The following is a 19,683-nucleotide window of genomic DNA, read 5'->3' on the forward strand; positions in this document are numbered from 1 at the left end:
TATTGATTAAAGTCATTTATGTATAAGAATATGATTAAAATGGCAAATTTATATTGAAGTTAATCCATGAAGGTTGTATTAAATAGATATATTTAAGGAAAAAACTATGCTGATTTTATCGTAATATTACCTTTGAAAGCCAGCATAGTTTTTAAGTATATTTATAATATAGAAAATCTATAATTAATTGAGCTTAATATATCAAAGCTTATTAGCACTAGTTGTCAGGACCGAATTCATCTTTAAAGTCGTCATAATCCATTGACCATGAACCAAATTTTATTTCATCATATCCATTTGATCTATGGAAATCTATTACTTTATATCCTAAACCATAATATGTCATGGTACCGCCATCATTACACTCTTTTGTAAGACTTGGAATATAAAAAATAGGCTTTTTATTATTTTTAGCTCTTATGAAGTCTACAGCAAAGAAAGTTGTTAATAATATTATAATAACTAATAGAATACTTAGTATGATTTTTATAGTTCTTTTAATCATAGAAATATCTCCTTTTTATCGTTAAACTTCAGCTATTTTTTTAAAATATTATTTAAAGTGCTTTATGGTATTTATTGTACAAGTCTTTTTTACATAGTCCCTTGGTTTTAGCTTTACTATTCCAAAATTGAGTTCCCATGGCTATGAATATTATTTTTGAAAGTTTAGGGTTTACTAGTTAATATTTTCATCATTTCTATAGCATGAACATTTTGATTTTCTTCAATAAAACCGCAGTTAATCACAGTGTAAATCTCTATATTTTCACTATGATGATTTTTGAGAAAATTTTCAAGCATCTGTATATATTTCGAAATTTTCTTCAGAGGTAATGTAGTTTTTTAATTCAGTATTTTTTAAATCGCTTAATATTAGCATAAGTAAACCCTACTATAAATTTAATTAATCATATCATAAATACAATGTTAGTACAATTTACCTTATACTATATAAAAAATTTAAATCTTAAAGGTGCAATTATAGTGTGGAACCATGGGGAGAATATATATGTTGTTTAGTTTTATTTTTGAAATATACTTAATTTTCAAGAAAATCAACATTATTTTTAAATAATATTGTATAATTAATAAGTAAATTAACAAATACTTTACTAAAATGGGAGAAAATAAATGAAAGACAAAGAAAAATTTTTACTGATTTATGTGATATTGATCATTCCAACTTTAATTATAGGTATGGCAACACAGAAGCCTTTTATATCTGTTAATAATTTTGCATGGATAATAGTACTTTTTAATACTGTAGTGTTTTTGGTATCTCTTAGATTATTTAAGGTTGAAAGCCAAAGTGCATTATTTTTTCTTACTTACATTTTAGTCATATTCATAATACTTATTATTGATAAGGATTATTTTTATGCAGCATATATTCAAAGCACTCCAACGTGTATATTTCCAAAGGTTGTTTTGAATATATGTATTATACTGGCAGTACCTTTCATACCAATATTTGAGGTTTTGTTTAATTTAAATATATTTTCATTGTCAGCTATTATAATACCTGCTTTCATAGGTATACTTATGACTCTTAGTAAGGTGGTTATAGAGTTTAATAGAAAAGGAAAAAAATGAGTTCTTATTTGCAATATAATTTTTAGTTACTAAGTGAGGTTGTTTCAACGGAGAAATGCCTTATTTTTTTGTCTTAATTTATTAATTTTAATATTTTGGGTATAGTCTTTAGGTTTTGGGTTATAAATTAATATTGAAGAGAAAAATTAAAATATCATATTAGTATTTAGTATAAATAAGCATAGTTTTTATATGCAAGGATGGTGAACAAATGAAAAGGAATTTTAAGAAGATTAGCAGGAATATAGCTATAATTATGATATTTACTATACTTATAACTACTTCTCAGACTATGGTTTTAAGAGGAAGCAGTGAGTCTATGCCAACTTTAGCTGTTGAAGGGAGTAATGGTATTATTCCTAAACCTTTAAGTTATAAACAAGGTAATGGAAAGTTTATACTTAAAAAGAATGCTGCTATTTATGTTAAGGGCAATAATGAAGGCGAAACAGAGAAAATTAATAGAATTGCAGAGTTTTTAAAAGAAAAATTAAAACCTGCAACTGGTTTTGAATTAAAGGTTATAAATGATGATAAAGTGCCTGTTGGAAGTATTTATTTAACTACAGTAGGTGGAGAAGAATCTATGGGTAAAGAGGGTTATAAGATTGACACTACTCCTGAGGGGATTAAGGTTATTGCTTATGATCCAGAGGGACTTTCAAGATCTGTTCAAAGTTTAAGACAGTTATTGCCTTCAGAAATTGAAAAAAATACTTTGGTTACTAATGTTGAGTGGAGTATACCTGTCTCTACAATAGAAGATAAGCCAGAGTACGGTTATAGAGGAATTATGTTAGATGTTGCAAGACACTTTTTTACTGTAGACGAGGTAAAGCGTCAAATTGATCTTGCAGCTCAATATAAGATAAATAGATTTCATTTACATCTTAGTGATGACCAAGGATGGCGTCTAGAAATAAAGAAATATCCTGATTTAACTAAAATAGGTGGAAGTACTGAGGTTGGTGGTGGTCCTGGTGGCTATTACACTCAAGAGGAATTTAAGGATTTAGTTAAATATGCAGCGCAAAGGTATGTTGAAATAATTCCAGAGTTTGATATGCCAGGTCATAGTAATGCTGCTTTGGCATCCTATGGTTTCTTAAATGAAAATGGTGAAAAAAAGCCTTTATATACTGGAACTAAGGTAGGTTTTAGCTCTTTTATGACTCATAACGATAAAACCTATGAATTTATTGAGGATGTAATTAAGGAAGTATCAGCAATATCACCTTCTAAATATATTCATATTGGAGGAGATGAAGCAGATAGTACTAAAAAGGATGATTATGATTACTTTGTAGGTAAAGTATCTGGTATTGTTCAGAAGTATGGAAAAACTCCAATTGGCTGGGACCCTATTGATACGGCACCTCAAATAAACTCTAGTGTTGTTCTTCAAAACTGGAAGGATTCTAATGAAGCTGCTAGAAAGAAAAATATGAAGATGGTTATATCTATTGCAAAAAAAGCTTACTTAGATATGAAGTATGATGAAAGTACACCTTATGGATTAGATTGGGCTGGTTATATTCCAGTTGAAACTGCTTATAATTGGGACCCTACAGATTTTGCACCTAAGGAGTTAGTTTTAGGAATCGAAGCACCTTTATGGACAGAAACTATATCAAAGGTAGAAGAAATGGATTATATGATATATCCAAGATTACCTGGTTATGCTGAAATTGGCTGGACTCCTAAAGAAAGCAGAGATTGGAATGAATATAAGCTTAGACTTAAAAAACAAGGATCAAGAATGAATTACGAAGGCATCAATTATTATAAAGATAGCAGCATTTGGGGAGATAATAAATAATTAAGATTTTAATATACATATTATAATAAAGCATTTTTTATTATAAGATCTAACTTTACTTATAAAATAAGTGTATATAAATACAAAGGTAGAAAATTAAATTGGAGACTATATAAGTTTAAATTAGGAGCTATATAATAATAAACTCTATTTTAATTTATATATAAATTTTTTATTAAGCCAATAACTAATAAATGTTGTTGGCTTAATTTTTTCTTATTGATGGAAATTTTAATGAAGCCTTGTTACTTGTAGGGGTGGAGATTAATAAGTAAAATATAATTAAGATATATTATATAGAAAGGATTAAGTAGTTAGATTTTCTTATGAAACTTTATAATATACATTCTAATGAAGAGCCTTCATTCTTTTTAAAACATAAGTTTTTTATGGAATAGATTCAAGGAGTAATATAAATGCAGAAGATTAATTAGAATTTATATATTAGAGTTGATTAATAAACACATAAGGGGAATTTTAACTTAAGGGTAAACTATGAAAAAGAATTTAAATGACTATAAAGATAAAATAAAAAAACTTCCTATTAAAGATAAGTACACAAAGAAAGAATTACTTATAGATGATTTTTTAGTAGATAAGGAAGGTAATGTAGAAATATATTATGCTCCTCATAATGAATATTTGAATCCTAAGGCTAAGATTTTCATTATAGGTATAACTCCAGGATTTCAACAAATGAGTACTGCTATTGGAGTTGCAAGAAAAGAGTTAGAATCGAACTCTAAAATAGAGGATATTCAATATAAGTGCAAAGCAGCAGCTAGATTTAGTGGAACTCTTAGAAAAAATATAATATCTATGCTAGATGATATAAAATTAAATGAGGCTTTAAAAATAGAAAGCTGTAGTGAGGTATTTGAAGATAAGGATTATTTATTACATACAGTATCTCTTATTCCATATTCTGTTTTTGTAAAACAACAAAATTACTCTGGACATACACCTAAGCTCATAAAAAGCGACTTTTTAATGCAATATGTTTATGAGAATTTTATAGAAGAATTTAAAAAATTAGAGTATGCAGAAGAGGTTTTACTAGTACCTCTAGGAAGAGCAGTTGAAGAAGTGCTACTAAAACTTGCTGAGGAAAAAATAATAAATGAAAAACAGATTCTTATAGGATTTCCTCACCCATCAGGAGCAAATGTAAATAGAATACCTCAACTTAAGGAAAATAAGGAGAGTATGATAAAAGCCATTGAAGGATGGAGTAAAGAAAAGATATAAAGTAGATTTTTAGGAGGATAATTATATTCTTATAAAAATATTATTAAAACAATCCCTTAAATTTTAATTTAAGGGATTGTTTTAATTTAGTTACTATAATATTCTTAACGTATAACTATGATATATTAATTTAGAGAGGAATGTTTATATATGATAGATTTTAATAAAATTAAGGGTAGCTATATAAGTTTAGATGAACTTATAAAAGCCATGAAAAATGAGGATTATATAGAGATATATGAGAACATATGTGATTTCCTTGATAATGGTAAAATTATTTCAGTAAAGGCTAGTCCTTTAAATGGAAAAAAGCCTGCTTTACATACTAAATATAAAGTTATAAGGACAGAAAAGGATAATAGTGAGTTACTGTATGAAATTAATTATAGCTTATGTATAGAATTTGATACGTCATATTATAAGACGCATTTAGATAAGTATGAGGATAATAGAAAAGAAATTAAGTTATTAAATGATTTTTTTATAAGAAAAAAGCATCTTCTAAGTGATACTATCTCTATGAATGAGAGAGCCTTTCAAATATGGGGACAAGAAAAGTTCTTACAAAAGGGTTCTGGAAAAACTATCTTAAAAAATTTAGGCTTGAAAGAAGAGGATTTGAATTATTATGATACCTCTGAACCATTAGCATACTATTCTGTTTCAAAGGAAGTTCCACAAAAAATTTTAATTATTGAAAATAAAGATACCTATTATACTTTTAGAAAGCATTTAATTAACAAAAATTCAACTCTTTTAAATGAAGATATTAAGACTGTTATATATGGTAAGGGAAAAAACATAAATAAAACTTTTAAGGATTTTGAGATTTCCGCTGAAGAACATGTTTTTAATAAAGAAAATTTAGTATTGTATTTAGGTGATATTGATTGTGAGGGTATAGTTATATATGAAAGTTTTTATAAGTATTTTAGTGCAAGATATAAAGTTGCTCCCTTTGTAGAGGGATATTTAAAGATGATTGATAAGGCAGAGGAATTAGAAGTACCTTTACCTGTAACTAAGGTAGGGCAAAATAGAAATATTTCTAATATCTTTTTTGAAAATTTTACTTGTAATGATAAAGATAGAATTTTAAAGATTTTAGAAAGGGATGAGTATATCCCTCAAGAGATATTAAATATTAGGGATTTGTAGGAGGAGTAATGTATTTAGATTTTTTAGATTCATATCACATAAGGATGAAGAAGATAGGTGCTTATTCTATACTTTTTAGAAACAGCATAAGAAAAGATAGGTGGAAAAAGTATGGTTTTGAAGAATATGACCAGGATAATATGCTTTTTTCAGTATTACTTTATATAATGGAACAATCATTGAAGGAAGAAATATGTACATTAGATAATATAGCTAGTTTTATAGATGATATTAATTCTATGTACTATGGTAAAGCTATTATTTATGAGGAATGTAAGGAGCTTGGGGACTTTATAATTAACAATGTCTTATGCAATGAAGGAAAGCCTATGTATTTTGAAGCTTTTAATTATAATGATTCTAAATATGAGTCTATTAATATAAGCTTTGTTAGAAACTCTATAGAGTATGTTGATGGGGTAAAAAGGGTCTCTTACAAATTAACAGATAATGGTTATTCCTTGCTGTTATCAACTTTAGAGCTAGAAGAGAACTTAAGATTTACAGTAAATGAAATAATTTTTAGAGAGCATTTAAAAAAAGCTGATTATGGAAAGGCTGTAGATGATATAAAAGATATTTTTAAGGATTTCAGAAAAAGGGTTCAGAAAATTGAGTCAGATATTTTAAGAATTAGAGAGAATCCCTTAAGTTACTCCATAGAAGAGTACAAGAAAATCACAGAGGGTAATGTTGAACTTCTAGATTCAAGTAAAAAGAAGTACATAGCACATAGGGAGCATGTAGATGAGAAGATAAAGGAATTCAATGAAAAGAACATAAATATAGAGGAGCTAAATAAAGAAGAAGAAGCTAATTTAGAAAAGTTGAAAATTATATATGATTATTTAAGTAGAACTATTGATGAGGATCAAAGGATTTTAAGATCTCATTTTAGCTTGAAGGAAGTATATTCTAGGGAGCTTGAGAATATGTCCAAGATGTCTTTAATTGAAAGGTTTAACTTAAAAAAAGAGGTATACGATAAGATACTTAATGATTTAAATAAAATAGAAAATATTGATATTTTATTAAGACCTTTGTTTGTAAATGAACCTGAAAAAATTTACAACTTAAATAAGGCTTTAGTTTATGAAATGGGCAAGAAGGGGAAGTGCGGCGATGATAATGAGATAATATCCTTTGATGAAGATGAATTTGCTCTGGATGAAGAAAAAAGAAAACAGGACAAGCTTGCTAAATATAAAGGTGTAATCAATGTTATATTGGAATTAGCCTTAGAGAAGGATAGCATTTCTTTAGGAGAGATAAAAGAGCTTTTAGATGAAAGTAATGAATTAATGAGTAGGCTTATACCTAATGTTCAAATCTTTAGAGAAGTAGTTATAGAAATGCTTAAAAATAAAATGATTTCAGTAGAAGAAATTAGAAAAGAAAGAAAAAACACTATTGAAAATGATGAAATAGCTTTTCAGCTTAATAGATGCATTTTAGATGTAATAGAGGAAAATAGTGTGTTAAGTAAAATCGAGTTTATAAATGTAGAAAAGATAGAAAATAGTGAAGATATAAAGCTTAAGGACTTAAAGGACGAAAATGGGGAATATAAGAACTTTATATGTTCTAATATTTTATTTGAAATTAAAATATAAAACAATGAGCTAAATACTGAAAAAATAAGAGGGAAGAAAGGAGGACTTAGTGAGAGGTTTCTATTGATAATATATTTTCTCACTAAATATAAGTTATGAGATATTCTTATGATGAAATAAATCTAAGTAATAGAATTTTTTATTATCTTTTAAAAAACGGATCTTTGGATGATTCACAAGAGGATTTATATAAAGCTTACTCGGATAATGAGAGCATAACCTACTTAGTTAAGGGTCTAGGAGAAGCAGCTGAGTGTGAGATTAATAAATATGGTGGAGTGGTGTATGTAATGCCTAAGGAGGAAAATGATTTTTTAGGTTACTCTAAAAATGACCTAAAGAAGGAGTTATGTAAATCTAATGCTAATGATAAGGATTATTATTTATCACAATTTATTATCTTAACTCTTCTTGTAAACTTTTATGGTTCTCAAGGCATATCTAGTAACTCTAGAGATTATATGAGGGTTGGAGAACTTTTAAATATTATAAGTGATAGACTTAATGAAGGGATAAGTAAGGCGGAAGAGGATACGGCAGGTATTAATTATAGTGACTTATTAGAGAGGTATGAGGCTCTAAGAAGCTCAGAGAAGAAAAGTAGCTCTAAAACAACTAAGGAAGGCTTTGTAAATACAATTTTGGGGTTTTTAGAGAAGCAGGGGTTAATTGATTATATTAAGGCTGATGAGACTATAAAAACCACTGGAAAACTAAATAGTTTTATGGATTGGAACTTATTAAATAAAAATAATTATAATAGGGTACTTAAGGCTTTAGGGGAGAATATAGATGAGTAAAATTAATAAGATTAGAATAATCAATTTAAATTACAATAATAACAATATAAAAGTTGATGATTTGGATTTCTTTTTAGATAGTGAAGATACTATGTTTAATTTGCGTAATGGGGGAGGAAAGTCAGTACTTGTGCAAATGATAATGGCGCCTTTAGTCCATAAAAAATATAGAACCTTAAAAGAGAGAAAGTTTGACAGCTATTTTACTCAAAGTTCCCCTACGTATATACTTATAGAATGGAAACTAGATGATAATGCTACATATGTTTTAACGGGAATGATGGTTAAGAAAAGGGACAGGGGCATTGATGATGATTTAAAGGAAAGCTTGGATATAATTAATTTTATATATGAATATAAGGGGAAAAATAATTATGATATAGATAATATTCCTATTATAGAAAAAGTTGATGGTAAAAAGAGAATAAAGAGTTTTGCTAACACTAAAAAGCTTTTTGATGATATTAAGAGGAGTTTTGGAAGTGCATTTTCTCATTATGATATGAATAACTCTTCAACTTCAAAGGTGTATTTTGATAAATTGCTTACTTATGATATAAACTATAAAGAGTGGGAAGAGATAATACATAAGATTAATTTGAAAGAATCTGGGTTATCAGAGTTATTTTCTAAATCTAAGAATAATGAGGGATTATTAAAGTACTGGTTCTTACCCACAGTTGAAGAAAAGCTTAATAAGGGCGAAGATAGAATAAAAAATTTTAGAAGCATAATAAACAGTTACATAAATCAATATAAGGAAAATGAAAGTAAGATTGAGCAAAAGCAAGTTATAGAATTGTTTAATAATATTTCAGAAGATATCGAAGTGAAGCTTAAAGAAGTAATTGATACAAGGAATAAAAAGGATGCTTTAGAAAATGAAATAGCTAATATAAGGGGTTATTTAGATAAAGAGGAAGCACAAAGAAACGAGCAAGAAGAAAAGCTAGATGAGACTATATATGAACTTCAAGGGTATCTTAATGAAATAAAATATGAAGAAATATCTCTGGAGCTTTATAAAAAGGAGAAAAAAAAATATTTAGTAAGTGAAGAATTAAATAAACTTAATGAAGAAAAAAACGTAGAGGAAAAAAATTTAGAATCATTGAATAGGGAAAAGTCCATTTTAGAATGTTCAAAGATTTATGCTGATTATACAAATATAGAATGTGAGCTTCAAGAGTTTGAAAGCAAAAGAGAAATAGCTTTAAATACAATGGAGGATAGTAAATCTAACATAAATAATATAGGTTTTTCAATAAAATCTATTATTGAAGAAGAAATAGGTAGAGAAAAACCTAAGAAGTTAGAAAAAGAGAATCAGTGTAAGTGTATAAAGGAAAAAATAAGAACCATAAAAGAAAAATTAGAAAAGAATAATAAATATCTTCAGGAATTAAGGGAATGCATTGGAGGACTTAACTCTGACGTACAGAGCTTTGATAAGGAAGAAAATAGATTTAACTCTACTTATAATGAAGAGTTAAGTAGAAATATAGAGGGGTTCTATCAAGGACATATAATTCAAACTCTAGAAAAAAATATTTTTAATTCTAAGAACCAATATGAGGATAAGTATAAAAGTATTAATGAAAATTTAAATAATAAAATAGAAGATAAAAAACTTAAGGAAAGTAAGAAAGAAAATGTAATAAAAAGTTTAACTAGCAATGAAGGAGTACTAAAAGAAAGGGAAAAATCTCTAAGGGATATTGAGCTAGAAATTGAAAATAGAAAATCTATCCTTAAGTATGTGGACTTAGATGAAAAACATATATTTAATAGTATTAAGATAATAGATGCCTTTGAAGATAAAATTAAGTTATTGAAAATTAAGGAAAAGGATGTTAATAAGAAGGTAGATTCTCTAGAGGAGGAGATAAAAAGATTACAAACAGGAAAACTTCTAGAGCTACCAAGGGAGATAGAGAATGAACTTATTAATAGAGGTATAAATCCAGTTTATGGTATGGAATGGCTTAAGAGAAATGGGTATTCAGAAGAGAAAAACTTAGAGATGATAAATAAGAATCCATTTATACCATATGCTTTGATTATGGACTCAAAGGAACTAGAGCTGTTAAGTAGAGAGCCTTTGAGCACATTTACATCTACACCAATTTTAATTATAAAAAGAGAAAATCTTACTAGAGAATTAGAAATTCATAGTGAAGGAATAGTTAATTTAGAAGTAGTAGAATTTTTAGTTTCTTTTAATAAAAAGCTGTTAAATGAAGAGGAGTTAAAACTTTTAATAGATAAGAAAAGTAAGGAACTGAAAGAGCTGAAAGCTGAAGCAGAAAGATTTACTAGTAATATAAAGCTTTTAGTAGAGAAAGAGGCTGAAATAGCAATATCTAAATTAACTAAGGAAGGTTACGAAGGGATATTAAAAGAAATAGATGAATTAAAAAATCAGTGTGAAAACTTGAATAGTGAATTAAGTATACTTATAAAAAGTATTAAGGATATTGAGGAGAATCTAAGGAAGCTTGAAGATGAGAGACGTGAGTTAAAAACTAATATTGATAATATTTCAAGAAAAGAGAAGGACTTTAATAATTTTAAAGAGGAGTATTCTCAGTATGTCAAGAGTAAGGAAAAACTTAAAGAGAAGGATGAACTTAAACAGGTAATTGAAAGAACAGAAATTGATTTAAAAAGAAATGAGAAAGAGGAAAAAGAAACTCTAAGGTATGCTGAGGAGGGAGTCAATTCTTCAAATAAGGTTATAGAAGGTTTAGAGAAGGAAAGAATAGATTATTTAAGATATGATAAAGGAAGCTTTATGAAGAAAGATAAGGCAGATTTAATAGCTAGGTATAAAGCCTTGAACAGTACCTTACATGAGAATATTAAAGAAATAGATGAAAAGATAAAGGAGCTTAATAAAAGATATAGCGATAAAACAGGAGAACTTAAGTATTATTCAGAAAAGTTGAATCTTATAGATGAAGATTATATTTGTATTAAATACACAACTGAAAAAATGAAAGAAGTCGATAATTTAATAGAGAATCAAAATAAACTTCTTTATAAAAATAACTCTGATGTTATTAAGTGCACAGGTAAATTAAATAAAATTGAAGCCGAGATTGATCAAGTATATAAGGAACTTAAAAAGGAATGTAAAAGAGAAGCACCTAAATCTAGGGAGGATATTGTTGAAAAGGATTATGAACAAGAATATTCTCGAATTGAAATAGATATAAAGGATATAAGAAAAGAAAAAGATATAAACTCTAATATTATAAAGAAGATTGGTGAAGCAATATCTACACTTAAAGAGTATAGTGATTTTACAATTAAAGAAGAAGTTTCTATAAATTTAGATATTAAAACGCTAAGTGATGATATTGGAATTAAAAGACGTGACTTAAGAAATTTAGCGGATAAAGAAAGAAGTGAATTAAATACTTTAGAAAATGAAATAACAAGAAAGCTATTGAATAATAAGGTATTTATGGATAATCAGCATTTTAAAGATCCTGTTGAGACTATTTTTAAACTAGCTTCTATACCAAGACAGTTATTAGAGCAGCTTAAGGTGTTTAAAGATGCTTTTAAAAAGCAAATGGATAAGTTAGCTCAAGATATTAATCTTATAAAGAAGGAAGAAGAAAAAATATTAGAAAACATACTTGAATATATTAAGGAAGTTAATGAAAATTTAGGAAATATAGATAACAATTCTAGTATTTATATAAAAAATAGAAGCTTTAAAATGCTTAATATAATTGTTCCTAAATGGGATGAAAATCAAGAGATTTATAAAATGAAGTTAAAGGAATATATTCATCAATTGAGAGAGCAAGCAATGATGCAATTAAGAAAAAATGAGAGCATTGAAGATCTTATAAGTAGTAGAATAAGCAACTATAATTTATTTAATGAAGTTGTATCAGTTAGTAGCGTAAATATTAAGCTATATAAGATAGAAGAAGATAGACAAAGACAAATAAGCTGGAATGAAGTAGCCACTAATTCAGGAGGAGAGGGATTCCTTTCAGCCTTTGTAATTTTATCAAGTTTACTTTCCTATATAAGAAAGGATAGTAATGATATATTCAATAGAATGGAAAGTGGTAAAGTATTGGTTATGGATAACCCATTTGCTCAAACAAGTTCAGAACATTTATTAAAGCCACTAATGGAAATAGCTAAGAAAAGCAATACTCAATTAATTTGTTTTACAGCTTTAGGTGACGATGCTATTTATAATAGATTTGAAAATATTTATGTATTAAATACTAGGCAATCAATCTTAGGTCATGGAATTAAATACATGACAAGTAAACATGTAAAAGGAAAAGAAGAAGAGGAAAATAATGAAGAAATTATGGTAGCCTCTAGATTCAAGATTGAAGAGCAGATTAAATTATTTTAATGAATAAACTCCGATAAGGGTAAAAAATATTTTACCTTACCGGAGTTTCCTAATTTTCGTAGGATTTAAATGGTTCGTCTTTATCTGGATAAGTATCAGGTTTAATATATAAACCCATTTGTTTTTTTTCATGATTAAGCTCAATAAAAAGAGATATCATTAAAAGTAATATAACAACTGAAAAAGGCAATGCAATAATAATTAGTACATTTTGTAATGCATCTAATCCTCCAGCTATTAATAAAACTATAGAAATTAATGATACAAGCATACCCCAGGTAACTTTTGTTTTATTCTTAGGATTTAATGTGCCATCTTCTGAGAGCATTCCTAAAACAAATGTAGCCGAGTCTGCTGAAGTAATAAAAAATGAAAAAATAAGTATAAGTGCTATAATTGATAGAAAAGCACCAAAATTATAATAATTAAACGTTGCAAATAGTGTTTCTTCAACAGAAAAGATTCTTAAATCGATTCCAGAACTTTGAATATTTGTTGACATGCTACCAAAAACAGTAAACCATAAAAAACTAAAAAGTGATGGAATAAGTAAAACGTTTATAAGAAATTCTCGTATAGTTCTTCCTTTTGAAATTCGAGCAATAAAAACTCCTACAAATGGAGACCAAGAAAGCCACCAAGCCCAATATAGTAAAGTCCATTTCTCTATCCAATTATGTTGGGTTATATTAAAAGGTGCAGTTGAAAAACTCATTTGAATAAAGTCTTGAAGATAATTACCTAGTGAGTTTACAAAGGTATTTAGAATTAGTGTTGTTGGACCGATTAAAATTGCTATAGCACAGAGACCTACAGCTAAAATTAGGTTTATATTTGATAATATTTTAACACCTTTTCCAATACCACTAAGAGCAGAGGCTATAAAAAGAGCTGTAGTTATAGCAATGATAATCATCTGTACATATATATTTTTAGGTATATCAAATAGATAAGTTAAACCACCATTTATTTGAATAGCTCCAAACCCTAAAGTAGTTGCAACACCTATAACAGTAGAGAAAATAGTTATGCTATCAATTGTAGTACCTACTATACCATCAGTCTTATTTCCAAATAGAGGTTTTAAAGTTACAGATATTAGAGATTTCTCTTTTTTTCTAAATTTGAAGTAAGCAAGAGCTAATCCTACAATACCATATATAGACCAAGCGTGAATTCCCCAATGGAAAAAGGTATATTTAAATGCTTCTGCAAGTGCAAAATCTGTTTCGGCATTCATTGATGGAGTTGAAATAGCATAATGTGATAATGGTTCTGCTGCACCCCAAAATATTAAACCAATACCCATACCCGCGGAAAAAAGCATAGCTAGCCACGAAATTTTAGAGTGTTCGGGTTTTGAATCAGGATCACCAAGGCGTATTTGACCTATAGGACTAAAAATTAAGAATAAACATAAAAAAACTATTAAGGTTACTAATAATAAATAGTACCACCCTAAATTTGTACCAATTATCTCTCTTATTTCGTTAGTAGTGTTTAGAAAAATATTAGGGAAAAGTAATGCAAAAGATACAGTAATGCTAACTAATATTAATGATAGCCAAAATACTTTTGTTAATTTGTTTTTCAAAGAAAACCTCTCCTTTTGATATTTTTGTGAAATCAAAAACTTTAATAGTTATATAGTATACAACTTCCTATTTTTTATGCTATAAGATTCAAGTAATAAAGTTAATATAAGTTTCAATTAACAATCTATATTTTGAATTTGAACTAGGTTTATTTAATAAGAGTTAATTCTAAATATGATGAATACTTATTATTTAAGGGGGAGTGCTTACTAATAATAAGTAAAAATATTAATACATATATTCTACTAAAGAATAGTCGTTCTATTTAGATATAAGGTTCATTATAGAATAAATTTAATAATTAATATAAATGTAGAATATTAATTATAACCTATATATAAGTTATTTAAGGTGGTTGTTTTTATAGGATTTAATGAAAATGTTGTTTATAATTATTCTTTATTCGTAACATAAATAAAGAATGAAGAAAATAAGGTCAAATAAAACACATAATAAAGTTTGAAAAACTTCTATGATCTTTAAGCTTTGATTAAGAATAATTAAAGTTAATGTTATAATTAATATAGGTTGATTATATAAGGTATAATTAATTTTTATACGGAGACTTAGATTCACTTAATAATGAATATAGTCTTTTAATAAGATAAAAGATTTATTAGAATGTGTATAATGGAATTGATAGATTTTACAAATAAATTAGGAGAAAAGACTATGCAATTATCAAAATTTACGGATTATTCCTTTAGAACTTTAATATATTTAGCAAAGAATGTACATAAGAATTGTACAGTGGATGAATTAGCAAAGGAACTAGATATATCAAAGGATCATTTGAAAAAGGTGGTACATAAATTAGCTAAAACAGATTATATCATTTCAACTAAGGGTAGAAATGGTGGATTAAAGTTAGGTTTAGATTCGGGGAAGATAAATTTAGGCGAAGTTCTAAAGTTAACTGAGGAAAACTTAAATTTAGTTGAATGTATGAATGAATCTGATTCTTGTCCACTTATGAAGGATGGATGTAAGTTAAAAGGTCTTATATCAAAGTCTTTAAAGGTATTTATAAAGGAAATGGAACAGTATACCTTAGAGGATATTTTGTAGCTTAGAAATAATATAGTAGAATATTAAAAACAAGGCTAGTAATAGTCAGTTTAATTTGAAGTAGAGATATTATTTTTTAAAAATATATAATAAAGTGTAATAAATCATAAAGAGTTTTAATATAAATAAATTAAATATAAACAATAAAAATATAGCAAAACCCTAAGAAGATATAAGTTTAAAACTTAGATTTTCTTAGGGTATTTTTTTATGGATGAAGTAATTAAAGTATAGAAGATAATAGAATAATAAACTTAGGTCTTCATTATGCATTAAGTGCTTTTCAAAAGTCTAATTATAATATATAAGCTTTAATTAATATTCTACATTTATATTAATTATTAAATTTATTCTATAATGAACCTTCTATCTAAAAATAATGAAGATTTTTTATTAGAATATATATACTTATTTTTAACTTAAGTTTTCTTTTATAAGCTTCATAAAGTTATCTGGAGTTGTTATTTTAACCTTTGGATTTTCATTTAATTTATTTATAACATCATTTATATTATCCATGTTATTACTCCAGACATGAACATAAACAAAGGTATATGTATTAGGGTCATTTAATTTTGTATGACCTTCATTAATTCTGTTATTTATATTAGAGATAAGATTAGCCTCATCCTCTAAGCCTCCCCAAAGTAAATCTCTACAAGAAACTATTGGTTTATTATTAGACCACCTTATTTCACCATTGTAAGTATTATGCTTATAATAGTTAAGATAAAATAGTCCATTTATATTAGATTGACAGGTGTATTTATCCCAAAGCTTATTATCATAAAAGGATTCATCATCTAAGATTAGTACATACTTCTGATCTACTTTTTCCATATAGTTATTTAATCTTTTAGTATAGGAGTCTAGTTTACTAAAGGGAAATTTGCTAGGATACATATACCCATTTCCAGAGGGGGCAACTACAAAGTTGTCGGTGAAATCTCTGCTAATAGGACTCTTGTAATATCTTTCAAAGACTGTAGGAGCTAAATAATAAAGCGAAGGATTTAAGGACCATCCTAAATTAAACTTACCTCTGTAAGGTGAGCCAAACCAATTTTTATTATTATAGTTACTTCCAAGTAGCCATTGCTGATTATCCCCATCTGACATAATGAAGGTAATATAATGATATCCATCTTCATCCTTAATGGAGGGTGAAGTTTGCTGTTTTTGAGGCGTTGATGGAAAGGCGCTTAAGGTGGAAAGATTATATGACCAATCAGCTGCAACCATATCCACTCCATATTTAGAGCAAAGAGATACATTTTCATGTTCATCTGGTCCCCAACCTAAAACAACTCCATTTTCATTCATGGAACTAAAAATTTTATCTCTTAAGTCATGGTTATTGACTTCATTTTCATAAAAAACTAAGGATTTAGATAAAAGAGCATAATCTCTTAAGGGCGTAGTTTTATCAGGAGATAACTCTATTACTGTAGAATGATTTAAGCCAGAGTTCCAAAGTGTATCATAAGCCCAAGATTTATCTGTGAATTTACAATCCTTAATTAAATTAGTTATGCCATGAGACTTAACAGTGTCTTCTATAGAGCCTTCAATAACAATTGCATCATTTAATCCAGCAAGACTACAAGCATTGTTAATTGAACATGGATTTCCAGTATCATAAAGAATATATCCCTTAATATCTCCTCTGAATTTCTTCAAGAGTTTCCAAGGGTTAGTGATAATTTCATATTTGATTTTGTGATGATATTTTAAATCCTTTAACCAAACTTCATAATCAGGCTCATTAGAAGGAAGAATATAAATTTGTTTTTTACTCTTATTTGAAATAATTCCTTGTAGCGTAGCTATCATAACCTGCTCTGCTTTAGTCATGTCCTTTTCACTGATTACATAAAGTCTTTTAGGGATTATAGAATTTTTTATATAACCATTATTAGAATCTGGATTTGAAGAAGTAGCGTTAATATTATTTGTAGCATGGTCATAAAATGAATCTGCAAAACATGGGGTAAAGCTAAAAATATAAATTATTATTAGTGATAAGATAAAAAATTGCTTCTTAAAGCTTTTCATTAATAAAATCCTCCTGTAGATATGTTATAAATCTTATATGTATTTCAATAATGAATATTTATCATATTTAGAATTAATTATTATTAAATAAAGTTAACTCTAAATTAAAGTGTAGATCGTTAATTGAAGCTTATATATTTAAAGAAAGAACCCTTAATATGGTACAATTAAATTTAATTACTGAATAAATTAGAATATATATATATATATATATATAAATCCCACTAATGTAAGTAAGTTATTCTAATTTCTATAAAATAAGAAGAACATTGAATAAAAGTGTATATAACTATAAAAAATATATAAATAGAATGGAAATAACATTATGTAATATTAAGTAAAATAAAAAAGAGATATTGTATAAAAGCATATATACAATATCCCTTAAGGATGTAATTATTAAGTTGTTAAGGTAAATCCGTATATGTAACTTTATTTCTACCAGATTCCTTTGATTTATATAAATTATTATCTGCCAATTTAAATATATCATTTGTTTGCTTTGAGTGAGCAACACCTAAGCTAATAGTCACAGAAATATTGTTGTCTAAGGGCATATGCTCTATTTCAAACCTTAAAACTTCAGCAATTTTAACCACTTCATCTAGGGTTCTATCCCTACATAAGACACAAAATTCTTCTCCGCCGTATCTAAAGACATCTTCATTTTTACTTAGCTTAGTTTTTATCTTAGAAGAAAGTTCTTTTAATACAATATCTCCAAAGTCATGACCAAAGTCATCATTAATTGCTTTGAAGTGATCTATATCTATAATTAGTAGACCTAAATTTTTAATTGTAGATATAGATTTTTTGTAATCTAAATTAAATTTTCGCCTATTATATATTTGAGTTAATTCATCTATTTCAGTTTGGATTTTAGAGTTTCTTGCGTATACAGAAACTATTACTAAAATAATGGATAAAGCTAGTATGATAAAGATAAACTTTATAACAACTTTTAATTGAGTTTCTTTAGAATCCATAACATCAAACTTTGCTTCACAGGAGTTTATAATAAAATCTACAAATATGTGATTCTTATTGTTAATCATGTTATTAAGTTCTTTTAGCATTTCAGTTTCGAAAAGTTTAATTTCATCTATTGAGTCTTCCGTTGAAGAAATCTGTAATACTCTCAATATAGAATTCATATAAGTACGTTTTGTTTCGTTGCTACCTTCAAGGTCGCATAATTCAAAAAGCTCTTTAGAGGACTCGATTCCCTTGCTTATATAACCTTCAGATATTTGAATCTGAGATATAAGAGACAAATATGGTATTTGAAGATTAAAAGCTAAGTTTATATCATTAAATACAGGATTGTTTTCAATTTCATGGATACCTTTTTCAATATCTGCTAATATAGATTTAGCCTCCGATACTTTCCCTTCATAAAAAAGAGATCTAGCCTTTGATAAAGATAAAGATAATAAATCCATTTGATGAAATCTACGTTTAGGATTAGTGTAATTAAGTGCAACTTCAATAGTTTCTAGAGCTTCCTTGGTTCTATAAGTTTTAGAATAAAGTTCTGCAAGATTTATATTAGCATATAAATTAACAGCATTCCTATCATTTTCATTATCAAACTGCAAGGATAATGCATGCTTTATTGAATCTTCAGCTATATCATAAGCTCCTAAATCTGAAAATACATTAGATAAATCAATTAATACAGAAGCACAAGTCATATTATCCCCTAATTTTTTAGAGAGATAAATGGTTTCTATTGCATACTCTAGTCCATTAATATAATCAAAGTTTATTAAATAAGTAGTACTTATCATTTTTAATACTGTAAGTTGCTGATTTTTACTTAAAAATCGTCTTTCATTTAAAAGGTTGGTTAAATTCTTTATTGTTTGATCTCTTGATTCTTTAGTATCTATTTTCAGAGAAGTTATATTTTTCTCAATAAGTTTAGAATTTTTAATCAATATTCCTGTAAAAGAAAACGCACTAACAATAAAAGAAAGAAAAATCACGATAAATATAAATGTTTTTACGCTAAACTTATATTTTTCCATATAGTTTTTATTTATTTCCTTTCATAGTTTAATATAAAAATATATATTTAAGCATAACTTATTTCCAATGGAAATGAATAATTATTAAAGGAAAATATTATTTTTTCTATATAAAAGTGAGGTTAAATCGGTTTAATTCCATGAGGAAATTTGAAATGTTGAAAATAATACCTAAAGTTATACCTTAAATATAATTACATTATTTCTTTCATAATAATGCACTTAGAAGTTAATTATATATTAAATATTAATGCTTGTCTAACAATTTACATAATATTTTATCGATTATTCAAAATAGTGCATAAACT

12 protein-coding genes are annotated in these 19,683 nt (G+C 26.9%); 8 read left to right on the plus strand and 4 right to left on the minus strand.

Annotation, left to right across the window (positions count from 1 at the left end; translation table 11 throughout):
- Window positions 1-217: 217 nt before the first annotated feature.
- A complete protein-coding gene (locus tag BUA48_RS05880) occupies window positions 218-505 on the minus strand; it encodes a hypothetical protein (protein ID WP_084666112.1) in 288 nt (95 codons plus the stop codon).
- A 629-nt stretch (window positions 506-1,134) separates the two neighbouring features.
- Here BUA48_RS05880 and BUA48_RS05885 point away from each other — a divergent pair.
- The 7 genes from BUA48_RS05885 (at window position 1,135) to BUA48_RS05915 (ending at window position 12,627) form a co-directional block, all read left to right on the plus strand.
- Window positions 1,135-1,596, plus strand: coding sequence for a hypothetical protein (locus BUA48_RS05885; protein WP_072831047.1), 462 nt, complete (start codon window positions 1,135-1,137; stop codon window positions 1,594-1,596).
- A 211-nt stretch (window positions 1,597-1,807) separates the two neighbouring features.
- Window positions 1,808-3,415: a beta-N-acetylhexosaminidase gene (locus tag BUA48_RS05890; protein WP_072831049.1), complete on the plus strand. Its 1,608-nt coding sequence runs from the start codon at window positions 1,808-1,810 to the stop codon at window positions 3,413-3,415.
- Between the two features lie 495 nt (window positions 3,416-3,910).
- Entirely contained in the window at window positions 3,911-4,663 is a 753-nt protein-coding gene (locus tag BUA48_RS05895) for a hypothetical protein (protein WP_072831051.1), read from the plus strand.
- Between the two features lie 150 nt (window positions 4,664-4,813).
- Complete coding sequence (locus tag BUA48_RS05900; protein WP_072831053.1) at window positions 4,814-5,821, plus strand: Wadjet anti-phage system protein JetD domain-containing protein; 1,008 nt, start codon at window positions 4,814-4,816, stop codon at window positions 5,819-5,821.
- An 8-nt stretch (window positions 5,822-5,829) separates the two neighbouring features.
- Window positions 5,830-7,434 carry a hypothetical protein gene (locus BUA48_RS05905; protein WP_072831055.1) on the plus strand — a complete coding sequence of 535 codons (1,605 nt, stop codon included), beginning with the start codon at window positions 5,830-5,832 and terminating at the stop codon, window positions 7,432-7,434.
- A 95-nt stretch (window positions 7,435-7,529) separates the two neighbouring features.
- The gene (locus BUA48_RS05910) at window positions 7,530-8,234 is read left to right on the plus strand and encodes a DUF6063 family protein (RefSeq protein ID WP_072831057.1); all 705 of its coding nucleotides are present in this window, start codon (window positions 7,530-7,532) and stop codon (window positions 8,232-8,234) included.
- Window positions 8,227-12,627 (plus strand): hypothetical protein, encoded by a 4,401-nt coding sequence (locus BUA48_RS05915; protein WP_072831059.1) that lies wholly within the window; start codon window positions 8,227-8,229, stop codon window positions 12,625-12,627. Before BUA48_RS05910 ends, BUA48_RS05915 begins: the two co-directional genes overlap by 8 nt.
- Window positions 12,628-12,676: 49 nt before the next feature.
- Here the strand turns inward: BUA48_RS05915 and BUA48_RS05920 are convergent, their stop codons facing one another.
- On the minus strand, window positions 12,677-14,257 hold the full coding sequence (locus BUA48_RS05920; protein ID WP_341465240.1) for a BCCT family transporter: 1,581 nt from the start codon (window positions 14,255-14,257) through the stop codon (window positions 12,677-12,679).
- A gap of 637 nt (window positions 14,258-14,894) precedes the next feature.
- Here BUA48_RS05920 and BUA48_RS05925 point away from each other — a divergent pair.
- Window positions 14,895-15,290: an RrF2 family transcriptional regulator gene (locus BUA48_RS05925; protein WP_072831063.1), complete on the plus strand. Its 396-nt coding sequence runs from the start codon at window positions 14,895-14,897 to the stop codon at window positions 15,288-15,290.
- A gap of 414 nt (window positions 15,291-15,704) precedes the next feature.
- On the opposite strand, the gene BUA48_RS05930 is transcribed toward BUA48_RS05925, so the two are convergent.
- Window positions 15,705-17,345 carry a GxGYxYP domain-containing protein gene (locus BUA48_RS05930; protein ID WP_072831065.1) on the minus strand — a complete coding sequence of 547 codons (1,641 nt, stop codon included), beginning with the start codon at window positions 17,343-17,345 and terminating at the stop codon, window positions 15,705-15,707.
- 407 nt (window positions 17,346-17,752) lie between these two features.
- Window positions 17,753-19,375 carry a GGDEF domain-containing protein gene (locus tag BUA48_RS15260; protein WP_084666114.1) on the minus strand — a complete coding sequence of 541 codons (1,623 nt, stop codon included), beginning with the start codon at window positions 19,373-19,375 and terminating at the stop codon, window positions 17,753-17,755.
- Window positions 19,376-19,683 lie beyond the last annotated feature (308 nt).

This window comes from Clostridium collagenovorans DSM 3089 (genome assembly GCF_900130005.1).
Lineage (GTDB): Bacteria > Bacillota > Clostridia > Clostridiales > Clostridiaceae > Clostridium_D > Clostridium_D collagenovorans.